Origin of the sequence: uncultured Desulfovibrio sp. (assembly GCF_949282365.1) — a bacterium.
In the GTDB taxonomy this organism is placed as follows: domain Bacteria; phylum Desulfobacterota; class Desulfovibrionia; order Desulfovibrionales; family Desulfovibrionaceae; genus Desulfovibrio.
Genome location: NZ_CASDOY010000002.1, coordinates 56,908 through 78,448, shown reverse-complemented (window position 1 = coordinate 78,448; position 21,541 = coordinate 56,908). Strand labels below are relative to the sequence as shown.

Below are 21,541 nucleotides of genomic sequence, written 5' to 3'. Positions count from 1 at the left end.
ACCATGTCCGTGACCAAAGAACAGGTTGTTGAGTTCATCTCCAACATGACCGTCCTCGAACTGTCCGAATTCATCAAGGAACTGGAAGAAAAGTTCGGCGTGTCCGCCGCCGCCCCCGCCGCTGCCATGGTGATGGCCGCCCCCGCTGACGGTGGCGCCGCTGCCGCTGCCGAAGAAAAGACCGAATTCGACGTCATCCTGAAGGAAGCCGGCGCCAACAAGATCGGCGTCATCAAGGTCGTGCGCGCCCTGACCAGCCTGGGCCTGAAGGAAGCCAAGGAAAAGGTCGACGGCTGCCCCTCCACCCTGAAGGAAGGCGTGAGCAAGGAAGAAGCCGAAGAAGCCAAGAAGCAGCTGACCGAAGCCGGCGCTGTCGTCGAAGTGAAGTAAGTTCGGTTTTTCCGATCGTTGTGAAGGCGGGGTGCGAACCCCGCCTTTTTTTGTTGCCCTTTCTCCGCCGCCCGGATCCCTGCCGGCGGAAGCGGGGCTGCCCTGCCTGTGCGCCCTTGCCAGTCCCGGAGCAAGAATGATGCCGTGCAGCGCGGGACGCCTTCCCGGCCTTTCCCCGTCGCCCGACGGCGCGGCCTCCCGCTCCATGACGTCCGTCGTCTCCGCCCTCGGCGCCGTCCCTGCGGGCTGAGGACAGCCGGACGCCCCGTTGACTTTCCTTTCCGCGTGCCGTTGCCGGGAAAAGTCGTGCCCGGCAACAAGGGGCCCTTCCCTGCCTGCCCTTCGTCCGGGATCGTCTCCTGCTCCCAGCGGCGGCCGTCGTCTCCGCCGCCTGGCGGCCCCGGTGCTGTCAGGCCCGTCCCTGTCGGCGACGGCAGCGGGGCCGGCCATCAGCGCTTCTTTCCCCCGCCGGCCGCACGGCACGATCTCCTTGCCCCCGCATCGGGCCGTTCGCCGCGTCCTCAGGCGCTTTTGCCCTGGCCCGTTTTTTCCATTGACGTGCGGCCGTTTTCCATACACAAAAGAAGGGGATCTTTTTTTCGCCCTGCCCCGGCGGCCCGGTCATGGCGGATACCGCCCGCGCCGTCTTCCGGCCCCCTGTCCGCTGGCCGCGTCCGTTCCTGCGGACGCTCCGGCTGCGGAAAAAGTTGTTGCAAAAACCATGCGTTTGCGGTATCTCTCTTCGTTCCAAAACTGTTGTGGGAGAAGTATCTGGTTTTTCTGGTAAACAGCACCCGACGCGCCTAGCCTTTTTTCAGAGACAAGCGGCCTTGCCCCTGCCGGATGGCGGGGGAGTGTCGTTTGTCCTTTTTGCGCGTCGTGAAAACCGGATCCCACTGAGAGATATAGATCGTACGCTTCGGATCGCGGCATGACTGGCGTTTTGGCAGTCTGTCCACAGAGGTCTGCTGGGCAGGATGCCGACCGGACATCCCGGTGCAGCGCCGGCAGCCGAAGCGCAACCGCTACCTACCTTGAGGTATCGCATGGGCCAGCTTACCAAACAGTTCGGCAAAATCAACGTTACTCTCCCCATTCCGCACCTCCTCAATCTTCAGATCGACTCCTACAGCAAGTTCCTGCAGGAAGGCGTGGCCGAAGCCGATCGCAACAAGGAGGAAGGGCTGGAAGGCGTGTTCCACACCGTCTTCCCCATCGAGGATTTCAACAAGACCGCCAGTCTGGAATTCGTCAGCTACGAAATCCGCGAACCCAAGTACGACCAGGCCGAATGCATCTCCAAGGGCCTGACCTACGAAGCCCCGGTGCACATCAAGGTGCGCCTGGTGGTCTATGACACCGATGAAGCCACGGGCAACCGCACCATCCGCGACATCAAGGAACAGGGCATCTACTTCGGCACCCTGCCCCTGATGACCGAGAAGGGCACCTTCATCATCAACGGTACCGAGCGCGTCATCGTCAACCAGCTGCAGCGTTCTCCCGGCATCATCTTTGAACACGACGGCGGCAAGACCCACACCAGCCGCAAGGTGCTCTATTCCTGCCGAGTCATCCCCATGCGTGGCTCCTGGCTGGATTTCGACTTCGACCACAAGGACATCCTTTACGTCCGCATCGACCGTCGCCGCAAGATGCCCGCCACCATCCTGTTCAAGGCCATGGGCATGAGCAAGATGGACATCCTGGAGTATTTCTACACCCGCGAGCACTATCTGCTGAAGCCCCAGAACACCCTGATGTGGGAAGTGGAAAAGTCCCTGTACCGCAAGGACAACGCCTATTCCGACATCATGACCGCTGACGGGCATGTGCTCATCAAGGCCGGCAAGCCCATCACCAAGCGCGGCTGGCGCCAGATCTGCGAAGCCGGCATCCCGGCCATCGAAGTGCGTCCCGACACCCTGGACGGCATGTTCCTGGCCGAGGACGTGGTGGCCCCGGGCAGCGGCGAAGTGCTGGCCGAAGCCGCCGACGAGATCACCCCCGGCCTGCTGGAGCGCATGCGCGAGGCCGGCATCGAGCGCATCGCCGTGCTGCACACCAAGGGCACCGACACCTCCTCCTCCATCCGCGACACCCTGATGCAGGACCGCATCCCCGATCAGGAAAAGGCGCAGGAGGAGATCTACCGTCGTCTGCGTCCTTCCAGCCCGCCCACCGCCGAGATCGCCGCCAGCTTCTTCGACAACCTGTTCCGCAGCCCGGACTACTACGACCTGTCGCCGGTGGGCCGCTACAAGCTCAACCAGCGCCTGGGCCTGCCCGACAGCGAAGACTCCCGCACCCTGACCGACAACGACATCCTCACCGCCATCAAGGTGCTGGTGCAGTTGAAGGACAGCCACGGCCCGGCCGACGATATCGACCATCTGGGCAACCGCCGCGTGCGCCTGGTGGGCGAACTAGTGGAGAACCAGTACCGCATCGGTCTGGTGCGCATGGAACGCGCCATCAAGGAGCGCATGAGCATCCAGGAGATCTCCACGCTCATGCCCCACGACCTGATCAATCCCAAGCCCGTGGCCGCGGTGCTCAAGGAATTCTTCGGCACGTCCCAGCTCTCGCAGTTCATGGACCAGACCAACTCCCTGTCCGAAGTGACCCACAAGCGCCGCCTGTCGGCCCTGGGCCCCGGCGGTCTGACCCGTGAGCGCGCCGGCTTCGAAGTGCGCGACGTGCACACCTCCCACTACGGCCGCATCTGCCCCATCGAAACGCCCGAAGGTCCCAACATCGGCCTGATCGTGTCCCTGACCACCTTCGCCAAGGTCAACGACTTCGGCTTCATCGAGACCCCCTACCGCGTGGTGCGCAACGGCCGCATGACCGACGAGATCGTGCATCTGGACGCCTCCCGCGAAGGCGACCAGGTGGTGGCCCAGGCCAACGCCCGCGTGGACGCCGAGGGCAACTTCCTGGACGAGTTCGTGACCGTGCGCGTCAAGGGCGAAGTGGAGATGCGTTCCCGTGACGAAGTGACCCTGATGGACATCTCGCCCAGCCAGATGGTCTCCATCTCGGCCGCGCTCATCCCCTTCCTGGAACACGACGACGCCAACCGCGCCCTCATGGGTTCCAACATGCAGCGTCAGGCCGTGCCCCTGCTGCGCAGCGAAAAGCCCCTGGTGGGCACCGGCATGGAGATCGATGTGGCCCGCGACTCCGGCGCCTGCATCGTGGCCCAGGCCGACGGCAAGGTGGAATATGCCGACGCCGACCGCATCGTGGTCTCCTACGAAGGCGACCTGTACAAGAAACAGGGCGGCGTGCGCGCCTATGACCTGCTGAAGTTCCACAAGTCCAACCAGAACTCCTGCTTCGGCCAGAAGCCCACCTGCTATCCCGGCCAGGTCTTCAAAAAAGGCGAGATCCTGGCCGACGGCCCCGGCATCGACGAAGGCCAGCTGGCCCTGGGCAAGAACCTGGTGGTGGCCTTCATGCCCTGGTGCGGTTACAACTACGAAGACTCCATCCTCATTTCCGAACGGACGGTGAAAGAGGACATCTTCACCTCCATCCACATCGAAGAATTCGAAGTGGTGGCCCGCGACACCAAGCTCGGACCCGAAGAGATCACCCGCGACATCCCCAACGTCAGCGAGGACATGCTGCGCAACCTGGACGACAGCGGCATCATCCGCATCGGCGCGGCCGTGAAGCCCGACGACATCCTGGTGGGCAAGATCACCCCCAAAGGCGAGACCCAGCTCACCCCGGAAGAGAAGCTGCTGCGCGCCATCTTCGGCGAGAAGGCCCGCGACGTGAAGAACACCTCCCTCAAGGTGCCCCCGGGAGTGGAAGGCACGGTCATCGACGTCAAGGTCTTCAACCGCCGTTCCGGTGAAAAGGACGACCGCACCCTGGCCATCGAGGCCCATGACATCGCCGTGCTGGACCAGAAGGAAGCCGACCACATGCGCTCCCTGGGCAACCGTCTGCGCCAGGTGCTGGCCCCCCATGTGCTGGGCAAGCTGACCGCCGTCAGCGTCCCGGGCAAGAAAAAGGGCGAAGTGCTGGTGGAAGCCGGCGTGGCCCTGAGCCGCGAACAGCTGGACGAACTGCCGGTCAAGAAGCTGCAGGGCCTGTTCCAGAGCAAGGAAGTCAACGACATCGTCGAGGAACATCTGGCCGATTACGACCATCAGGTGGACTACCTGCACGCCATCTATGACTCCAAGCGCGAGAAGGTCACCGAAGGTGACGACCTGCCTCCCGGCGTCATCAAGATGGTCAAGGTGCACATCGCCATCAAGCGCAAGCTCTCGGTGGGCGACAAGATGGCCGGCCGTCACGGGAACAAGGGCGTGGTCTCCTGCATCCTGCCCGAAGAAGACATGCCCTTCTTCGCCGACGGCCGTCCCGTGGACATCGTACTCAACCCCCTGGGCGTGCCTTCGCGCATGAACATCGGCCAGATCATGGAGACCCATCTGGGCTGGGGTGCCAAGGAGCTGGGCCGCCAGCTGGCCGAGCTGCTGGACTCCGGCGCGGCCCTGCAGGTGGTGCGCGACGAGGTCAAGGACGTCTTCGCCTCCCAGTCCATCAGCGACCTGGTGGACGGCATGGACGACGAGGAGTTCATCGCCTCGGTCAAGAAGCTGCGCAACGGCATCGTGACCAAGACCCCGGTCTTCGACGGCGCCACCGAAGAAGAGATCTGGGGCTGGATGGAAAAGGCCGGCAAGGACAGCGACGGCAAGACCGTGCTCTATGACGGCCGCACCGGCGTGCCCTTCAAGAACCGCGTGACCACCGGCGTCATGTACATGCTCAAGCTGCACCACCTGGTCGACGAAAAGATCCACGCCCGCTCCACCGGCCCCTACAGCCTGGTGACCCAGCAGCCGCTGGGCGGCAAGGCGCAGTTCGGTGGCCAGCGTCTGGGTGAAATGGAAGTCTGGGCTCTGGAAGCCTACGGCGCCGCCTATCTCCTGCAGGAATTCCTCACCGTCAAGTCCGACGACGTGACCGGTCGTGTGAAGATGTACGAGAAGATCGTCAAGGGCGACAACTTCCTGGAAGCCGGTCTGCCCGAGTCCTTCAACGTCCTGGTCAAGGAACTCATGAGCCTGGGCCTCGACGTGACCCTGCATCAGGAAGACGGCAAGAAAAAGCCCAGGCGCATCGGCTTCATGCGCGACCAGGAACCCGAGGAATAGTTTGCCCGCGCCGGGCGTCGCCTGCTGTGCGATGCCCGGCGGCACTCCCCGGGACGGAGCGTCACCCGTACGCCACAATGACTGTAACGAGCTTTTGACAAGCAAGGTAGATATATGAGCCTGGACGATCTCTTCACTGCACGCGGCACGTCGGCCAACGTGACCAACATCCGCAACCTGAAAGCCATCCAGATTTCCATCGCCTCGCCCGAAGCCATCCGCGAATGGTCCTACGGCGAGGTCAAGAAACCGGAAACCATCAACTACCGTACCTTCAAGCCGGAGCGCGACGGCCTGTTCTGCGCCAAAATCTTCGGCCCCGTGAAGGACTACGAATGCAACTGCGGCAAGTACAAGCGCATGAAGCACCGCGGCATCGTCTGCGAAAAGTGCGGCGTTGAAGTCATTGCCTCCAAGGTGCGCCGCGAACGCATGGGCCACATCGAGCTGGCCGCGCCCGTGGCCCACATCTGGTTCCTCAAGACCCTGCCTTCCAAGATCGGCACCCTGCTGGACATGACCATGGCCGATCTGGAAAAGGTGCTCTACTTCGATTCCTACATCGTGCTCGATCCCGGCCAGACCAATTTGCAGCGCCGCCAGGTCATCTCCGAAGACCAGTACCTGCAGATCCTGGACCACTACGGCAGCGAAGACGCCCTCACCGTGGGCATGGGCGCCGAGGCCGTGCGCTCCCTGCTGGAAGAGCTGGATCTGGAGAAGCTGCGCACCGAACTGCGCGAGGAAAGCGAGACCACCAAGAGCCAGACCAAGAAGAAAAAGCTCACCAAGCGCCTGAAGATCGTCGAGGCCTTCCTGGAGTCCAACAACAAGCCCGAATGGATGATCCTGGAAGTCATCCCCGTCATCCCGCCGGAGCTGCGTCCCCTGGTGCCCCTGGACGGCGGCCGCTTCGCCACCTCGGACCTCAACGACCTCTACCGCCGCGTCATCAACCGCAACAACCGTCTGAAGCGCCTCATCGAACTGGGCGCTCCCGACATCATCATCCGCAACGAAAAGCGCATGCTGCAGGAAGCCGTGGACGCCCTGTTCGACAACGGCCGCCGCGGTCGCGCCATCGCCGGCACCAACGGTCGTCCGCTCAAGTCCCTGTCCGACATGATCAAGGGCAAGCAGGGCCGCTTCCGCCAGAACCTGCTGGGCAAGCGCGTGGACTACTCCGGCCGTTCGGTCATCACCGTGGGCCCCTACCTCAAGCTGCACCAGTGCGGCCTGCCCAAGAAGATGGCCCTGGAGCTGTTCAAGCCCTTCATCTACTCGGAGCTGGAAAAGCGCGGCTACGCCTCCACCATCAAGAGCGCCAAGAAGATGGTGGAACGCGAAGAGCTGGTGGTCTGGGACATCCTTTCGGAAGTGGTGCGCGAATACCCCATCATGCTCAACCGCGCCCCCACCCTGCACCGTCTGGGCATCCAGGCCTTCGAGCCCCTGCTGGTGGAAGGCAAGGCCATCCGTCTGCATCCCCTGGTCTGCTCGGCCTACAACGCGGACTTCGACGGCGACCAGATGGCCGTGCACATCCCGCTGTCCGTGGAAGCGCAGATCGAATGCCGCGTGCTCATGATGAGCACCAACAACATCCTCTCGCCGGCCAACGGCGGTCCTGTCATCGTGCCGTCCCAGGACATCGTGCTGGGCCTGTACTACATGACCTCCGAGCGCAGCTTCGAGAAGGGCGAGGGCATGACCTTCTGCGGCCCCTGGGAAGTGGAAGCCGCCTATGATGCCGATGCCGTCTCCCTGCACGCCCGCATCGAGGTACGCATGCCCGACGGCAAAAAGTACAAGACCACGCCCGGCCGCGTGCTGGTGAGCAACATCCTGCCCAAGGAAATGTCCTTCGAGCATGTCAACAAGGTCCTGTCCAAGAAGATGATCGCCAAGCTGGTGGAAAACTGCTACCGCCAGTGCGGCATCAAGGCCACGGTCATCCTCTGCGACAACCTGAAGAACATGGGCTATGAGTTCGCCACCCGCGCCGGTGTCAGTATCGGCGTGAAGGACCTCATCATCCCGGCCCGCAAGAAGGACATCCTGGCCGCGTCCCAGGCCGAGGTGGACGACATCGAACACCAGTACCGCGACGGTATCATCACCCGCACCGAAAAGTACAATAAGGTCGTCGATGTCTGGACCAAGGCCACCCAGGATGTCTCCACGGAAATGATCAAGGAGATCTCCTACGATATCCTGAAGGATCCCAAGACCGGCCGCGAGGAGAAGAACCAGAGCTTCAACTCCATCTTCATGATGTCCACCTCCGGCGCCCGAGGCAACCAGGACCAGATGCGCCAGCTGGCCGGCATGCGCGGCCTGATGGCCAAGCCTTCCGGCGAGATCATCGAAACGCCCATCACCTCGTCCTTCCGCGAAGGCCTGTCGGTGCTGCAGTACTTCACCTCCACCCACGGCGCGCGCAAGGGGCTGGCCGACACGGCCCTCAAGACGGCCAACTCCGGTTACCTGACCCGCCGTCTGGTGGACGTGGTGCAGGACGTGATCGTTTCCGAACACGACTGCGGCACGGTGGACGGCATCGAGCTGGCCCACCTGCGTGAAGGCGGCGACATCAAGACGCCAGTCTGGGAACGCGCCATGGGCCGTGTGCTGCTCTACCCCGTGTACGATCCCGAAAACGCGGAAAAGGTGCTGCTGCCCGAGAACACCCTCATCGACGAGGCCGAGGCCGCCGTGCTGCGTGAACACGGCGTCAGCTCCGTCACGGTGCGTTCGCCCCTGACCTGCCAGGCCGAGCGCGGCATCTGCGCCCTGTGCTACGGCCGCGACCTGGCCCGCGGGCATCTGGTCAACACCGGCGAGACCGTGGGCATCATCGCCGCCCAGTCCATCGGTGAACCCGGCACCCAGCTGACCATGCGTACCTTCCACATCGGCGGTACCGCATCCAGCACCATCGAAAAGAACAAGTTCGAGGCCCAGAACACCGGCCGCGTCATCCTCAACCGCGTGCGCGCCGTCACCAACCGCGACGGCGTCCAGCTGGTGCTGGGCAAGAGCGGCCAGCTGACCATCGTGGATCCGCAGGGCCGCGAACGCGAGAAGTACATCCTGCCCAACGGCGCCCGCCTGCATGTGCATGACGGCCAGGAAGTGACCAAGGGCACCGTGCTGGCCGAATGGGACCCCTTCAACGAACCCTTCGTGTCCGAAGAAGAGGGCATCATCCGCTTCACCGACATCGTGGACGGCAAGACCGTGCAGGAAAAGGTGGACGACGTGACGCGTCAGGCCTCCCTGACCATCATGGAATACCGCACCACCAACTACCGGCCCTCCATCTCGGTCTGCGATGAGAACGGCAACGTCAAGCAGCGCCCGCACAGCGCGGCGTCCGCCGTGTACAGCCTGCCCGTGGGCTCCATCATCATGGTCAAGGACGGCGAGGCCATCCAGGCCGGCGACATCATCGCCCGCAAGCCCCGCGAGACCTCCAAGACCAAGGACATCGTGGGTGGTCTTCCCCGCGTGGCCGAGCTCTTTGAAGTGCGCAAGCCCAAGGACATGGCCGTGGTCTCCGAGATCTCCGGCACCGTGTCCTACGCCGGCGAATCCAAGGGCAAGCGCAAGCTGGTGGTGACCCCCGAGATCGGCGACGCCAAGGAATACCTGGTGCCCAAGGGCAAGCACATCACCGTGGCCGACGGCGACTTCGTGGAAGCCGGCGACCCGCTGACCGAAGGCTCGCCCGAACTGCACGACATCCTGCGCACCCGCGGCGAAAAGTACCTGGCCCGCTATCTGGTGGACGAGATCCAGGAAGTCTACCGCTTCCAGGGCGTGGGCATCGACGACAAGCACATCGAAGTCATCGTGCGCCAGATGCTCAAGAAGGTGACCATCCTGGATTCCGGCGGCACCAGCTTCCTGGTGGGCGAACAGGTGGACAAGGCCGAGTTCCGCGCCGAGAACCACAAGGCCATCGCCGAAGGCCGCCAGCCCGCCACCGCCGAACCGCTGGTGCTGGGCATCACCCAGGCCTCGCTGACCACCTCGTCCTTCATCTCGGCGGCTTCCTTCCAGGAAACCACCAAGGTGCTCACCGAGGCGGCCCTCAAGGGCAAGATGGACTACCTGCGCGGCCTCAAGGAAAACGTCATCGTGGGCCGTCTCATCCCGGCCGGTACGGGCTACCGCGAATATGTCCACGGCGACATCACCGTGCCCGACCAGAAGGAACGCCCGGACAAGTTCCTGGAAGACCTGGAAGAGAACCCGGTGCTGGTGGACCTGGGCCAGTAGGCCCGCTCCCCCGCACGCTCTCAGCATGCATCAGGGCGACCGCACACGGCGGTCGCCCTTTTCGTTTGCCAGCGGCCGCAGCGGGCAAGGATCGCCGGAGGCATGCGCGGTATCCTGGCCTTCGTCCCCGCCAGCCTTGCCGCTCGCCCTTCTTCCCTAACGGGGGAGCCCGGCCCTGGCCTCCTCCGCCACGCCCGGACATGCTGCCGGATGCCGGGGCGCGCAGCAGGCGACCGCAGGACACCGCCTGTGCCGCCGTCTTTGCAGGAAACGCCGTCCCCTGTCTGCGGCCGTATGGGCGGCAGGCCCGGAGAGGGCACGGACGCCGGGCTGGCGCATCTTCATCGCAGCCCGGCTCCGGGATCCGCGGACGCAAAAGGGGCCGCGGGATCTCTCCCGCGGCCCCAGAAGGACAAGAGCAGCGCCGGGCGCGCTCCATGGAGGAAGGCGGTGCTAGTCCCGCCCGTAGCTGTCTTCAAAGCGTTCGATATCGTCCTCGCCCAGATAGTCGCCGGTCTGCACCTCCACGATCTCCAGCGGCTGCGTGGAGACATTGCTCAGGCGGTGCATGGTCTTCTGCGGGATATAGACGGATTCGTCCACATGCAGGTGCATCTCTTCGTCCCCCACGCGCACCAGGCCTTCCCCGGCGATGACCACCCAGTGTTCGGCCCGGTGCTGGTGCCGCTGCAGCGAGAGGGCCGCGCCGGGATCGATCTGGATGCGCTTGACCTGGAAGCGCTGGCCCAGGGCCAGGGTCTCGTACCAGCCCCAGGGGCGGTAGACGCGCAGATGGATGTCCTGCTCGCGCCGCTCCCCGGCCACCAGCCGCGCCACCACGGCCTTGACGTCCTGGCTGCGGCTCCTGTCCGCCACCAGCACGGCATCGCCGGTCTCCACCACCACCAGATCCCGCACGCCCAGCGTGGCCACCAGACGGCTGGCGGCATGGAGGTAACAGCCCCGGCTGTCCTGGGCCAGCACGTCGCCCACGCAGGCATTGCCCTCGGCATCGCGCTCGCTGTTCTCGTACACGGCCTCCCACGAGCCCAGATCGCTCCAGTGGCAGGGCAGCGGCACCATGGCCACATGGGCGCTTTTTTCCATCAGGGCATAATCCACGGAATCCGCGGGACAGGCGGCGAAGGCCTCGCGGTGCAGGCGGATGAAATCGTAATCGGCCCGCCGCCGGGCCCAGGCCGTGCGCACGGCGGCCATGATGGCCGGAGCCTGGGCCTCCAGTTCGGCCAGATACTGGGAGGCGCGGAAGACGAACATGCCGCTGTTCCAGAAATAGCCGCCGTTGGCCAGCATGGCTTCGGCCTCCGCCTGCCCGGGCTTTTCCACGAAACGGCTGACCTTGAAACCGGCCGCGAAGGCCTCGCCCTTTTCCAGATAGCCGTAGCCCGTTTCGGCATGGTCCGGCGTGACCCCGAAGGTGACCAGGGCGCCCTCGCGGGCGCATTCCGCCGCCTGCGCCACGGCCGCGGCAAAGACGGGCAGATCTTCCAGCACATGGTCCGAGGGCAGCACCAGGAGGAGCGGGTCCCCGTCCTCCACGTCACAGGCGGCCGTCACGGCCAGAGCGGCAGCGGCGATGGCCGGGGCGGTATTGCGCGGTTCCGGCTCCAGCAGGATCCGGCCGTCCATGCCCTGACGCTGCAGGGCCGCGGCGGCCAGGAAGCGCTGCTCCTCGTTGCAGATGACCACGGGCGCGGCAAGGCCGGGCACGGCGGCAAGACGCCGCAGGGTGTCTTCGAACAGGGTATGGCCGCCCATGTCCATGAACTGCTTGGGATACTTGCGCCGCGAAAGGGGCCAGAGGCGCGTGCCCGCGCCGCCACACAGGATGATGGGACAAATCTTCATGGTGTTGCTCGTTGCGTTTCAGGACCGGCATCCCGGGACAGGCCCGCCGGGAGACGGAAAGCGAAGCGGCCGGAAAGCCGAAGCCCTCCGGCCGGACAGATATCTGCTAGAGATAGTCGGGGTTGGTGGCCGCCTTGCCGTTGGCCAGCATGATGCGCACATAGTGCAGGCCGTGCTCGTCCACCGGGACGATGGGGAACTGCTTGCCGCAGCCGTCGCAGCGCACATTGCGCGGCTCCACCGGGTTGACCAGGGGCACATGGCGCAGGCAGTGGGGGCAGCGGTAGAAGAACAGCAGCTCCATGCCGTCCGGGGCCACGGGCTCCAGCGGTTTCTGGCTAGCTGGCATGGTCTTCCTCCACCAGCGGCACGCCCGTCATGGCTTCGGGCTTGTCCATGTCCCACATGCGCAGCAGGGTGGGCGCCACATCGGCCAGCTTGCCGTCATGCAGACGCCACTTCCTGCCCGAGGCGTCCAGCAGGATGCAGGGCACCAGATTGGTGGTGTGGGCCGTCTGGGGTTTGCCCTGGGCATCCAGCATGACCTCGCAGTTGCCGTGGTCGGCGATGAGCAGCATCCGGCCCTTGCGGGCCTCCACGGCCGCCACCATGCGGCCCACGCATTCGTCCACCACGGTACAGGCTTCCACGGCGGCGGAGAGTACGCCCGTATGGCCCACCATGTCCCCATTGGCCAGGTTGCAGACCACCAGATCGTACTGGCCGCTCTCCCAGGCCGCCACGAATTTGTCCGTGACCTCGCGGGCGCTCATGGCAGGCTTCTGGTCATAGGTCTCCACATCGCGCGGCGACGGCACCAGGATGCGGTCTTCCAGGGGCAGGGGCTCTTCCACGCCGCCGTTGAAGAAATAGGTGACGTGCGCGTACTTTTCCGTCTCGGCCAGACGCAGCTGGTGCATGCCCCGGCGCGAGACCACTTCGCCCAAGCCCATGGTCACGGATTCCTTGGGGAAGGCCACCGGCAGGGGGAAATGCGCGTCATAGGCGGTCATGGAAGCCACGGCCGCCAGCTGCGGCACACGGCCGCGCTCGAAGCCCGTGAAGGCCGTGTCCACGAAGGCCTGGGAAAGCTCACGCATGCGGTCGGCGCGGAAATTGTAGAAGAACAGGCCGTCCCCGTCCTGCAGGGTGGAGGCGTCCTCCCCTTCCAGCAGCACGGGCTTGATGAATTCGTCGCCGATGCCCGCGGCGTAGGAGGCTTCCACGGCCTCCACGGCATCCCTGGCCCTGGGGCCCTTGCCGTGGACCAGCATGTCCCAGACCTCGGCCACGCGCTCCCAGCGCTTGTCGCGGTCCATGGCGTAGAAGCGCCCCGCCAGGCTGGCCACGCGCACGTCGCGCATGGGCACGATCTGTTCCAGCAGGCTGGCCACATAGCCCGCACCGCTGCGGGGCGGGGTGTCGCGCCCGTCCATGAAGCAGTGGATGCGCACCGGCACGCCGGCGGCGGAAGCCATGGCGCACAGGGCCACCAGATGGTTGATGTGGCTGTGGACGCCACCGTCGGAAAGCAGGCCCGCCAGATGCAGGCGGCCGCCGCTCCGGCGCGTCTTGTCCAGCACGTCCTGCAGCACGGGATTGCTGAACAGGGAGCCGTCCTCCAGGGCCACGTCGATGCGCGTCATGTCCTGGTAGACGATGCGTCCCGCGCCGATATTGAGGTGTCCCACCTCGGAGTTGCCCATGTAACCGGCAGGCAGGCCCACCTCGCGCCCGGAGGCGGCAAGACGGCTGTGCGGACAGCGCGCCAGCAGGGCATCCAGATGGGGCGTGGGCGCGACCCAGGGGGCGTTGCCCCGCCCTTTTTCCGCCAGGCCCCAGCCGTCAAGGATGAGCAACAGGGCGGGCGTCATGCACGGGGCTCCTTGCTGAGGGCCGCGGCGGCCGCGCCCCACAGGTTTTCCAGCTGGTAGAGGTCGCGCACGGACTGCTGGAAGATATTGACCACGATGTCGTTGCAGTCCACCAGGATCCACTGGCCGGTGGTGTAGCCTTCCATGCGCAGGTATTCAAAATTCTGTTCGTGGCACAGGGCCGCGATGCCGTCCGCCAGGCTCTGGGCGTGACGCACGGAAGTGGCGGTGACCACCAGCAGGGCGTCCGTGAAGGCCCCCTGTCCGGCAAGGTCGATCCCGGCCACGTCGACGGCCTTGTGTTCCTCAAGCCATGCCCTGATGACGGACATTTTTTCCGCCGTGGGCAGTTCCGAATATTTTTTGGGGGTAGAGATGAGGTCTTGCATGCCCCTCCCATACCTCAAAGCGTATCCGAGGGCAATAATCCCGCCCGGCCCCGCCCCGGACGGCCCTTGCCGGGCATAAAAAAAGACATTGCATTGCAATATGTTATCCATGTTTTTCAAGCAGATATCTTGACCTTGGGCAGCTTTTGCGTCATCCATAGACTACTCAGGATTCAAGGAGAAACGCCGTGATTTTCAATATCGAGAAAGAAACGCTGCCCCGCGAGGACCTCGAGGCCCTGCAACTGCGCCGTCTGCAGGATCTTTGCTCCCGCGTATATGCCAATGTGCCCTTCTACCGCAAACGCTTCGACGAGAGCGGCATCAAGCCCGGCGACATCAAGAGCCTGGCCGATCTGAAGAACCTGCCCTTCACCGAAAAGCAGGACCTGCGCAATTACTATCCCTTCGGCCTGTTCGCCGTGCCCCGCGACAATATCGTCCGCCTGCACGCCTCCAGCGGCACCACCGGCAAGGCCGTGGTGGTGGGCTATACCGCCCGCGACCTGCACAACTGGGCCGAACTGGCCGGGCGCAGCCTCTCCGCCGCCGGCGTCAACCAGACGGACATCGTGCATGTGGCCTACGGCTACGGCCTGTTCACCGGCGGTCTGGGGGCCCACGGCGGGGCCGAACGCATCGGCGCCACGGTGGTCCCGGCCTCGGGCGGCGCCACCCGCCGCCAGGCCTATCTCCTGCGCGATTTCGGCGCCACCACCCTCTGCTGCACGCCTTCCTACGCCCTGCACCTGTGGGAAGCCGGCCAGGAAGTGGGCATCGACTTCCGCGACCTGCCCCTGCGCACCGGCGTTTTCGGCGCCGAACCCTGGACCGAGGAGATGCGCCAGGACATGGAACAAAAAATGGGCATCAACGCCCTGAACATCTACGGCCTTTCCGAAGTCATGGGCCCCGGCGTGGCCATGGAATGCGTGGATGCCAAGTGCGGCATGCACCTCTGGGAGGACCACTTCCTGCCCGAGATCATCGACCCCGTCACCGGCGAGCAGCTGCCGGAAGGCGAAACGGGCGAGCTGGTCATCACCACGCTCACCAAGGAAGGCATCCCGCTGATCCGCTACCGCACCCGCGACCTGACCAGCCTGGACTACACGCCCTGTCGTTGCGGCCGCACCCATGTGCGCCTGACCCGTCTGCGCGGCCGCAGCGACGACATGCTCATCATCCGCGGCGTCAACGTCTTCCCGCAGCAGATCGAGGCCCTGCTCATGGAAAACCAGAGCCTGAGCCCCAACTATCAGATCATCGTGGACCGCGTGAACAACCTGGACACCCTGGAAGTCCAGGTGGAGATGAACGACACCCTCTTCGCCGACGAGATCCGCAAGCTGCAGAGCCTGGAAAGCTCCATCCAGAAGAGCATCAAGGAATTCCTGGGCGTCACCACCAAGGTGCGCCTCATGGAACCGCATTCCATCCAGCGTTCCGAAGGCAAGGCCAAGCGCATCATCGACAAGCGTCCCACGGAGTGATCCGTTTGGAAAACAGCGGCTTGGGAGCCTGTTTTTTATTTCTCCCAAAATTTGGAAAAGCTGCTTGACAGAAAGGGGGTCTCTAGCGTAGAACCCTCTTTCGTTGAGCGGGAGTAACTCAGTGGTAGAGTGCAACCTTGCCAAGGTTGAAGTCGCGGGTTCAAATCCCGTCTCCCGCTCCAGCACAATGAGGCGACATAGCCAAGCGGTAAGGCAGAGGTCTGCAAAACCTCCATGCTCCAGTTCAAATCTGGATGTCGCCTCCATAAAAACGATCGGTGGATATGCCGTGCATATGCGCGGGAGTAACTCAGTGGTAGAGTGCAACCTTGCCAAGGTTGAAGTCGCGGGTTCAAATCCCGTCTCCCGCTCCACAAAATGAGGCGACATAGCCAAGTGGTAAGGCAGAGGTCTGCAAAACCTCCATTCTCCAGTTCAAATCTGGATGTCGCCTCCATAAAAACGATCGAGACCATACAGTCCCAGATGCGGGAGTAACTCAGTGGTAGAGTGCAACCTTGCCAAGGTTGAAGTCGCGGGTTCAAATCCCGTCTCCCGCTCCACAAAACTGCCCTTTCGGGCGGGAATAACTCAACGGTAGAGTGTCAGCTTCCCAAGCTGAAGGTTGCGGGTTCAAGTCCCGTTTCCCGCTCCACAAGCCGATACGGACTTCATGCGAGTCCTTGCCATAGCGGTCATGCCGCACCCCGCGCGGGAGTAACTCAGTGGTAGAGTGCAACCTTGCCAAGGTTGAAGTCGCGGGTTCAAATCCCGTCTCCCGCTCCAGCATTTTCGGGCTTTCCACAGGGAAAGCCCTTTTTTTGTATCCGACGTCGGCCTGCCCGGGCTGTTACAATACGTTGCATTCCGCCGCGCGCACGGCGGCCGCTTTTCCTCGGCCGCAATAGGGCTTTGGCAGTGCACGCTTTTTCCCCCTTTCCCGTTGCAAGAGGTGCATTTGACATGATTTCATAAATTATTTATCAATTTTATACAGCTTACAGAAGGAGTTTCCATGAGTACTGCTTCTACCATCAAATCGCTGGCGGCCTACGATTTGATCCGCGACATGATCCTGTCCGGCGAGGCCCTGCCCGGCACCCGTCTGGTCCTGGTGGATCTGGAAAAAAAGCTCGGTGTGGGCCGCGGTCCCATCCGGGATGCCCTCATGCGCCTGGACAGGTCCGGGCTCGTGCAGAACATCCCCTACAAGGGGGCCATCGTCATGATGCCGCCCTCTTCCAAGGAGATCGAACATATCTTCAACCTGCGCATACAGGTGGAATGCGCCCTGGCCAGGGAAGCCATGCAGCAGGCCACCGCTGAAGATATCGACAAGCTGGAACAGCTGGCCGGCGATCTGGCCGATACCCGCGACGCCGACTTTTTCTTCCACAAGGACAGGGACTTCCATCTGCAGCTGTACTCCCTTTCACGCATGAACCACCTGCTGGCCGTGGACAGCCATCTGCTGGATTATGTGGAAGGTTTCCTCAACACCCGCCGCTATTCCCCCGAAGACATCGCGCTCTTCATCCAGCAGCACAAGGACATCCTCGCGGCCATCCGGGCCAGGGACGAGGCCCGGCTCATGGAGGCCATGCGCCGCAACATCCTGGTGGGTCTGGAACTGATGCAGGACGAGATGCAGCGCCTGAAGCGCCGCTAGCTCGCGGTACGGGCCGCAGGTCCCGCGTCCGGGACGCATCGGCGGCGGTCCTCCCGGCCAGCGCCCTGCCCTTTGGGGATACGTCTCCCGCCGGATACGTCGCCGGACGCTCCCGGTGCCGTGCTTTCCGGCCTCTTCCCCGCCAGTTCCCGGGCTTCCCGGACATTTCCCGGGCGAGCCCCGCTTTTTCCCGCAGATCCGCTCCCACCGGGAACCACCCGCAAAGCGGGTGTTCTTTTGCTGCGCCGCTCAGGCGCGCGGCAACCCCAAGGCCATACGACAAAGGCGGCATGCAACGCATGCCGCCTTTCTTGTCACCTCACAGCCCGCGCCCGGCGCAGGCCCTGATATGGAACCGTCACGGTCCGTGCTCCGGCGCAGACCCGATATACAGCCACCGTAAGTCCGCGCCCCGGCCTGGTCCCGATAGCTGCCCGCCACCCGTACCTCAGCGCAGATCCAGATATTTGTGCACCTGCACGCTGACGCGCCACTGATGGGCAAAGGCCGCCGCCACGCACAGGCGCGTGGCTTCCCGCCCCTGGCTGACGGGCTGCAGCCAGACCAGCTCCGTCAGCGGGCGGGCGGCCGCCGCGCGGGCCGCGTCCAGCGCCCGTTCGAAGCGGCCGATATCCGCGGCACTCTCCACCGGGAACTTGATCTCTCCGGCCCGCTCCCAGACATCCTGCCGCACGCGCAGGCCGCCGGGCATGTCCAGCTTGGGGCTCAAGGTCAGCCAGACATCCTCGTGACAACGGACGGGCAGCGTGCCGCTGGTCTCGATCTGGACCCGGAAGCCGTCCGCCGCCAGCAGGGTCGTCAGTTCCGTCAGGTCATGGCGGCAGGGCTCGCCGCCGGTCAGGACCACATGCCGGGGCCCGGCCTGACGGATGGCCGCCAGCAGGGCGGGCAGATCCACGTCGGCATAGCCCGCGTCCGCTCCCTGCTTGGCGCGGATGGCGGCAAAGTCCAGCGTCGCGCCGTCCAGATGCGCCGCGTAGCGCGTATCGCACCAGGGGCAACCCACGGGGCAGCCCTGGAAACGCACGAAGACCGCGGGCGTGCCCGCGAAAAAAGCCTCGCCCTGCAGGGTGACGAAAAACTCGTTGACCGCGAAGGTCCGCATCACAGGCTCCAGCGCGCCCTGCACTTGGCGGTCTCCTCCACTTCCACGGCCACCAGACGCGCCCCGGTCCCGGCCAGCTGCGCCGGGCCCACCACCTCGCCCAGATAGCGGGCCATGTTCTCGGCGGAAGGATTGCAGGGCAGGACCGCCACCGAGGGATCCAGGGCCCGCAGGCCTTCCAGCAGGGGGTCCTGCTCCCAGACCAGGAAACGGTGATCCCAGTGATCTTCCAGCCACCGGCAGAGGCGTTCCTTGAGTACCTGAAAGTCCAGCACACGCCCCAGGGCGTCCAGCTCGTCGGCGCTGCAGGTGAAATGGATGCGGTAATTGTGCCCGTGCAGCCGGGCGCAGTGGGATTCGTGCCCGCAGATGCGGTGCCCCACGGAAATATCATGATAACGGCAGATGCTGATCATCGTCTCCTCTCAAAACTCGGGCATGGCGGCTGCTCCCGGCCGTCCGCGGCAGGGGCCCTTCCGGCCCTCCGGCCTGTGGCACTATAGGGCATCCCGGCACGGCCCGGCAAGCGGCAGGCCGGGAGGAAGGGACCGGAGCGGAAAGGTGCCGTTCGCTGCGGAAGGTCTTTCACCTCCTCCGTCCCTCCGCCGCGCGGGGCCTAGATGACGCCGCTCTCGCGCAGGATGTTCAGGCCGATGCCCACGAGCACCAGCCCGCCCAGGACCTCGGCCCAGCCGTTGAGCATGGGCAGGGAGGCCAGCTTCTTGCCCAGGAACAGACCACAGGCCGAGATGCAGGCGCAGACCATGCCGATGAGGCAGGAGGGCAGCAGGGCCGCCGTGCCCGTCATGGCGAAGGTCAGGCCCACGGCCAGGGCGTCGATGCTGGTGGCCACGGCCAGCAGGAGCAGGTTCCAGCCCCGGGTGGGATCGCTCTTGGGACAGGAAGGCCCTTCGCCTCTGCGCAGGCCGCCGATGCCGGAACGCAGCATGTTGCCGCCGATCCAGGCCAGCAGCGCGAAGGCCAGCCAGTGGTCCCAGGCCTCGATGAAATGATGGACCGACTGGCCCAGGAACCAGCCCAGCAGGGGCATGAAAAACTGGAAGAAGCCAAAAGCCAGGCTGACCCGCAGATACTGGCCCGGACGCACCTCACGGATGGCGCAGCCCGAGGCCAGGGCCACGGCAAAGGCATCCATGGACAGGGCCACGGCCAGCAGGAAGACGGTAAAAAATGACATGGAGTATCCCGCAAGTTGACGGAGGTGAAACAGACGACACATAACGCAAGCTCACGGCGGCGGCAAGCGCCGCGCCGTACGGGCCCCGGCACGGCGTCGGGCCCCGGCGGGCAGACGCCAGGGAGCGGCAGGCCCCGCGCGCGACGGACGGCAACCACGCACCCGGGCGCATCGGCGAGCCCCGGCACCTCCCTCCGCGCACCCACAGCACGGCAAGCCTCCCCTGCGCGGCGGCGGACGGGGGCCCTCCTGACGGGGAGCAGCGCAGAGCGCCAGCCCGTCCCACACAGCCCCAGCCTGCGCATGGCCACGCCGACACGGGCACCGGCCAGGCGGCCCCGGCGAAGCGGCAATGGCCAAAACGCAGCCCTGTCCGTCTGGCTGCGGCGGACAAGGCCTGATCTGACGCGGGGCCACGCCGCCCCTCCCCTTGCGGGGCGTACCGGCAACGCTTATATAGCGGGCAGGAGACTGACCATGCAAAGCACCTTCATCTTCATATACTGGCTGGGCAACCTGCAGGCCATGCTCGCGCAGACGGCCCAGGCCCTGCCGCTCGTCATCCTCATGACCCTGCTGGCCGGGCGCAGGGGCAATGCGGCCCTGTGCCTGTGGGGCGGCCGCCAGCTCCTGCGCCTAGCCCTGTTCTGTGCCGCCATCTCCCTGCCCCTGTTCCCGCTCATGACCCTGCTGGACGCCCTGCGGCAGGCGCAGACGCCCGCCCTTGCCGAGCTCCTGGCCCGGCCCGCCAGCGTGGCCCTGCTGGCCTGGCTGCCCGCCACCCTGCTGCTCTGGGGCCTGTTGCGCGCCTCCCGACACTGGCCCGATGTTGCGGCCCCGTCCGTCACGGCCTACCGTACGAGCGACCTGCGCCTGACGCTCTGGGGCTGCCTGCTGGCCGTGCTGCTCTTCCTGCTGGGCAGTCTGCTGTCCACGGGCCTGCTGCTCACGCCGCCGCAGGGCATGGAGCGCAGCGACTTCATCCTGCTCCAGATCCGCCAGGGCCTGCATCTGCTCTTCCGTTACCTGTCGCTGGCGGGCGGCGCGGCCCTGCTCCTGCTCTGGTACCTGCGCCACAGGCCGCCCATGACGGACGACACGCAGTTCGCCCTGGCCGTCCGCTGGTGCGCCGTCTGGGCCGTCGTGGGCTATCTGCCCTCCATCATCGACCTCTGGAGCACCCTGCTGGCCGTCCTGCTGCGCAGCCTGGGCAGCGGCGTCTCCTTCGATATCATGTCCCAGATGCCCGCCCTGATCCTGTCAGTGCTGGCGGCCCTGGCCATCATCAGCTGGAGCGTCTTCCTGTTCCGGCCCCAGAAGGCCCGCAGCCTGATCCTGCAGCTTTTGCCCTGGTGCTTCCTCCTCCTGCGCCTGGGCGTGTCGTTCAGCCAGTTGCAGCTGCCCCGGGCCTGAAGCCCTTGCTCCCGGCCGCGCCACGGGCTATGCTCTGCCCGGTCCCCCATTCAACCCAAGGATATCCCATGCGCCCGATCTTTCTTGCCCTCCTGCTCCTGTTGCTGACGGCCGCCGCCGTTCCGGCCGCCGAACAGACCTTCAGCCAGTTCGCCGTGGACCTGCCCGACGGCTGGACCAGCGACGAACGCCCCGGTTTCCAGAGCGGCCACCCGGACGAATATATGCTCCTGCTGGGCAAACGCGGTGAGGAGACCGTGGAGGCCCACATCACCATCTTCATCCTGCCCAACCAGGACAAGATGGATGCCAGGACCTTCGCCGCCCGCATGCGCGAGCTGCAGGACGCCCCCAGCGAGCTGCAGCAGGAAGACGGCATGTGGACCTTTCGCGGCACCCCGCGCAGCCGCGCCCTGGCCATGGAGACCCTGACGCGCGTCAATGCCGATGACGCCCGGATCCTCATCATCATGGAACAGGACCCGGCCGGCCTGGGCACGGACAAGGTCGTCAGGAGCCTGCGCGGCCTGACCCCCGCCAGCAAGGCCCTGCTGGGCCGCTAGGCAGGACGCGAACGCGCCGCCCTGCCCGGGCCGCACCTCGTCCGGGGCGCAGCGCCGCCCCGGGGCCTCGCACGGCTACGGCGCCGCTTC

15 protein-coding genes and 7 tRNA genes are annotated in these 21,541 nt (G+C 64.9%); 14 read left to right on the top strand and 8 right to left on the bottom strand.

What is annotated here, in order from left to right; translation table 11 throughout:
• The first annotated feature begins 3 nt into the window (after window positions 1–3).
• The gene (gene rplL, locus Q1X76_RS01375; protein ID WP_006003610.1) at window positions 4–390 is read left to right on the top strand and encodes a 50S ribosomal protein L7/L12; all 387 of its coding nucleotides are present in this window, start codon (window positions 4–6) and stop codon (window positions 388–390) included.
• 521 nt (window positions 391–911) lie between these two features.
• Here rplL and Q1X76_RS01370 read toward each other — a convergent pair.
• Complete coding sequence (locus Q1X76_RS01370; protein ID WP_300717576.1) at window positions 912–1,184, bottom strand: hypothetical protein; 273 nt, start codon at window positions 1,182–1,184, stop codon at window positions 912–914.
• 252 nt (window positions 1,185–1,436) lie between these two features.
• Between Q1X76_RS01370 and rpoB the strand changes: the two genes are divergently transcribed.
• The gene (rpoB, locus tag Q1X76_RS01365) at window positions 1,437–5,573 is read left to right on the top strand and encodes a DNA-directed RNA polymerase subunit beta (protein ID WP_300717575.1); all 4,137 of its coding nucleotides are present in this window, start codon (window positions 1,437–1,439) and stop codon (window positions 5,571–5,573) included.
• 114 nt (window positions 5,574–5,687) lie between these two features.
• Window positions 5,688–9,857: a DNA-directed RNA polymerase subunit beta' gene (gene rpoC, locus Q1X76_RS01360; RefSeq protein ID WP_300717574.1), complete on the top strand. Its 4,170-nt coding sequence runs from the start codon at window positions 5,688–5,690 to the stop codon at window positions 9,855–9,857.
• Between the two features lie 453 nt (window positions 9,858–10,310).
• Here the strand turns inward: rpoC and Q1X76_RS01355 are convergent, their stop codons facing one another.
• The 4 genes from Q1X76_RS01355 to rsfS form a co-directional block, all read right to left on the bottom strand.
• Window positions 10,311–11,726 carry a mannose-1-phosphate guanylyltransferase/mannose-6-phosphate isomerase gene (locus Q1X76_RS01355; protein ID WP_300717573.1) on the bottom strand — a complete coding sequence of 472 codons (1,416 nt, stop codon included), beginning with the start codon at window positions 11,724–11,726 and terminating at the stop codon, window positions 10,311–10,313.
• A 106-nt stretch (window positions 11,727–11,832) separates the two neighbouring features.
• Window positions 11,833–12,075: a hypothetical protein gene (locus tag Q1X76_RS01350; RefSeq protein WP_300717572.1), complete on the bottom strand. Its 243-nt coding sequence runs from the start codon at window positions 12,073–12,075 to the stop codon at window positions 11,833–11,835.
• A complete protein-coding gene (gene gpmI, locus Q1X76_RS01345; protein WP_300717571.1) occupies window positions 12,065–13,600 on the bottom strand; it encodes a 2,3-bisphosphoglycerate-independent phosphoglycerate mutase in 1,536 nt (511 codons plus the stop codon). The genes Q1X76_RS01350 and gpmI overlap by 11 nt, the downstream gene beginning before the upstream one ends.
• Window positions 13,597–13,989 carry a ribosome silencing factor gene (rsfS, locus tag Q1X76_RS01340; protein WP_300717570.1) on the bottom strand — a complete coding sequence of 131 codons (393 nt, stop codon included), beginning with the start codon at window positions 13,987–13,989 and terminating at the stop codon, window positions 13,597–13,599. Before rsfS ends, gpmI begins: the two co-directional genes overlap by 4 nt.
• A gap of 188 nt (window positions 13,990–14,177) precedes the next feature.
• On the opposite strand from rsfS, the gene Q1X76_RS01335 reads away from it, so the two are divergent.
• From Q1X76_RS01335 to Q1X76_RS01295, 9 genes are all read left to right on the top strand, one after another.
• Window positions 14,178–15,482 carry a phenylacetate--CoA ligase gene (locus Q1X76_RS01335; protein ID WP_300717569.1) on the top strand — a complete coding sequence of 435 codons (1,305 nt, stop codon included), beginning with the start codon at window positions 14,178–14,180 and terminating at the stop codon, window positions 15,480–15,482.
• Window positions 15,483–15,589: 107 nt separating this feature from the next.
• Window positions 15,590–15,664 (top strand) — tRNA-Gly (locus Q1X76_RS01330).
• 9 nt (window positions 15,665–15,673) lie between these two features.
• Window positions 15,674–15,748, top strand: a tRNA-Cys gene (locus Q1X76_RS01325).
• A 33-nt stretch (window positions 15,749–15,781) separates the two neighbouring features.
• Window positions 15,782–15,856: transfer RNA gene (locus Q1X76_RS01320), tRNA-Gly, on the top strand.
• 8 nt (window positions 15,857–15,864) lie between these two features.
• Window positions 15,865–15,939 (top strand) — tRNA-Cys (locus tag Q1X76_RS01315).
• Window positions 15,940–15,970: 31 nt separating this feature from the next.
• Window positions 15,971–16,045 (top strand) — tRNA-Gly (locus tag Q1X76_RS01310).
• 17 nt (window positions 16,046–16,062) lie between these two features.
• A tRNA-Gly gene (locus Q1X76_RS01305) sits at window positions 16,063–16,137 on the top strand.
• A 56-nt stretch (window positions 16,138–16,193) separates the two neighbouring features.
• Window positions 16,194–16,268 (top strand) — tRNA-Gly (locus tag Q1X76_RS01300).
• Between the two features lie 229 nt (window positions 16,269–16,497).
• Window positions 16,498–17,151, top strand: a complete 654-nt coding sequence (locus tag Q1X76_RS01295) for a GntR family transcriptional regulator (protein ID WP_300717568.1) — start codon at window positions 16,498–16,500, stop codon at window positions 17,149–17,151.
• A gap of 448 nt (window positions 17,152–17,599) precedes the next feature.
• Here Q1X76_RS01295 and queE read toward each other — a convergent pair whose 3' ends face one another.
• From queE to Q1X76_RS01280, 3 genes are all read right to left on the bottom strand, one after another.
• A complete protein-coding gene (queE, locus tag Q1X76_RS01290; RefSeq protein WP_300717567.1) occupies window positions 17,600–18,277 on the bottom strand; it encodes a 7-carboxy-7-deazaguanine synthase QueE in 678 nt (225 codons plus the stop codon).
• Window positions 18,277–18,693, bottom strand: a complete 417-nt coding sequence (locus Q1X76_RS01285) for a 6-carboxytetrahydropterin synthase (protein ID WP_300717566.1) — start codon at window positions 18,691–18,693, stop codon at window positions 18,277–18,279. Before Q1X76_RS01285 ends, queE begins: the two co-directional genes overlap by 1 nt.
• A 200-nt stretch (window positions 18,694–18,893) precedes the next feature.
• Window positions 18,894–19,475, bottom strand: a complete 582-nt coding sequence (locus Q1X76_RS01280) for a manganese efflux pump MntP family protein (RefSeq protein WP_300717565.1) — start codon at window positions 19,473–19,475, stop codon at window positions 18,894–18,896.
• 477 nt (window positions 19,476–19,952) lie between these two features.
• On the opposite strand from Q1X76_RS01280, the gene Q1X76_RS01275 reads away from it, so the two are divergent.
• Entirely contained in the window at window positions 19,953–20,888 is a 936-nt protein-coding gene (locus tag Q1X76_RS01275) for a hypothetical protein (protein WP_300717564.1), read from the top strand.
• Between the two features lie 68 nt (window positions 20,889–20,956).
• Entirely contained in the window at window positions 20,957–21,451 is a 495-nt protein-coding gene (locus Q1X76_RS01270; protein ID WP_300717563.1) for a protoporphyrinogen oxidase, read from the top strand.
• Window positions 21,452–21,541 lie beyond the last annotated feature (90 nt).

What these genes read in the sequence shown, in the direction of transcription:
- rplL (WP_006003610.1), top strand. Translation starts at nt 4, where the DNA reads ATGTCCGTGACCAAAGAACAGGTTGTTGAGTTCATCTCCAACATGACC.
- rpoB (WP_300717575.1), top strand. Translation starts at nt 1,437, where the DNA reads ATGGGCCAGCTTACCAAACAGTTCGGCAAAATCAACGTTACTCTCCCC.
- rpoC (WP_300717574.1), top strand. Translation starts at nt 5,688, where the DNA reads ATGAGCCTGGACGATCTCTTCACTGCACGCGGCACGTCGGCCAACGTG.
- Q1X76_RS01355 (WP_300717573.1), bottom strand. Translation starts at nt 11,726, where the DNA reads ATGAAGATTTGTCCCATCATCCTGTGTGGCGGCGCGGGCACGCGCCTC.
- Q1X76_RS01350 (WP_300717572.1), bottom strand. Translation starts at nt 12,075, where the DNA reads ATGCCAGCTAGCCAGAAACCGCTGGAGCCCGTGGCCCCGGACGGCATG.
- gpmI (WP_300717571.1), bottom strand. Translation starts at nt 13,600, where the DNA reads ATGACGCCCGCCCTGTTGCTCATCCTTGACGGCTGGGGCCTGGCGGAA.
- rsfS (WP_300717570.1), bottom strand. Translation starts at nt 13,989, where the DNA reads ATGCAAGACCTCATCTCTACCCCCAAAAAATATTCGGAACTGCCCACG.
- Q1X76_RS01295 (WP_300717568.1), top strand. Translation starts at nt 16,498, where the DNA reads ATGAGTACTGCTTCTACCATCAAATCGCTGGCGGCCTACGATTTGATC.
- queE (WP_300717567.1), bottom strand. Translation starts at nt 18,277, where the DNA reads ATGCGGACCTTCGCGGTCAACGAGTTTTTCGTCACCCTGCAGGGCGAG.
- Q1X76_RS01285 (WP_300717566.1), bottom strand. Translation starts at nt 18,693, where the DNA reads ATGATCAGCATCTGCCGTTATCATGATATTTCCGTGGGGCACCGCATC.
- Q1X76_RS01280 (WP_300717565.1), bottom strand. Translation starts at nt 19,475, where the DNA reads ATGTCATTTTTTACCGTCTTCCTGCTGGCCGTGGCCCTGTCCATGGAT.
- Q1X76_RS01275 (WP_300717564.1), top strand. Translation starts at nt 19,953, where the DNA reads ATGCAAAGCACCTTCATCTTCATATACTGGCTGGGCAACCTGCAGGCC.
- Q1X76_RS01270 (WP_300717563.1), top strand. Translation starts at nt 20,957, where the DNA reads ATGCGCCCGATCTTTCTTGCCCTCCTGCTCCTGTTGCTGACGGCCGCC.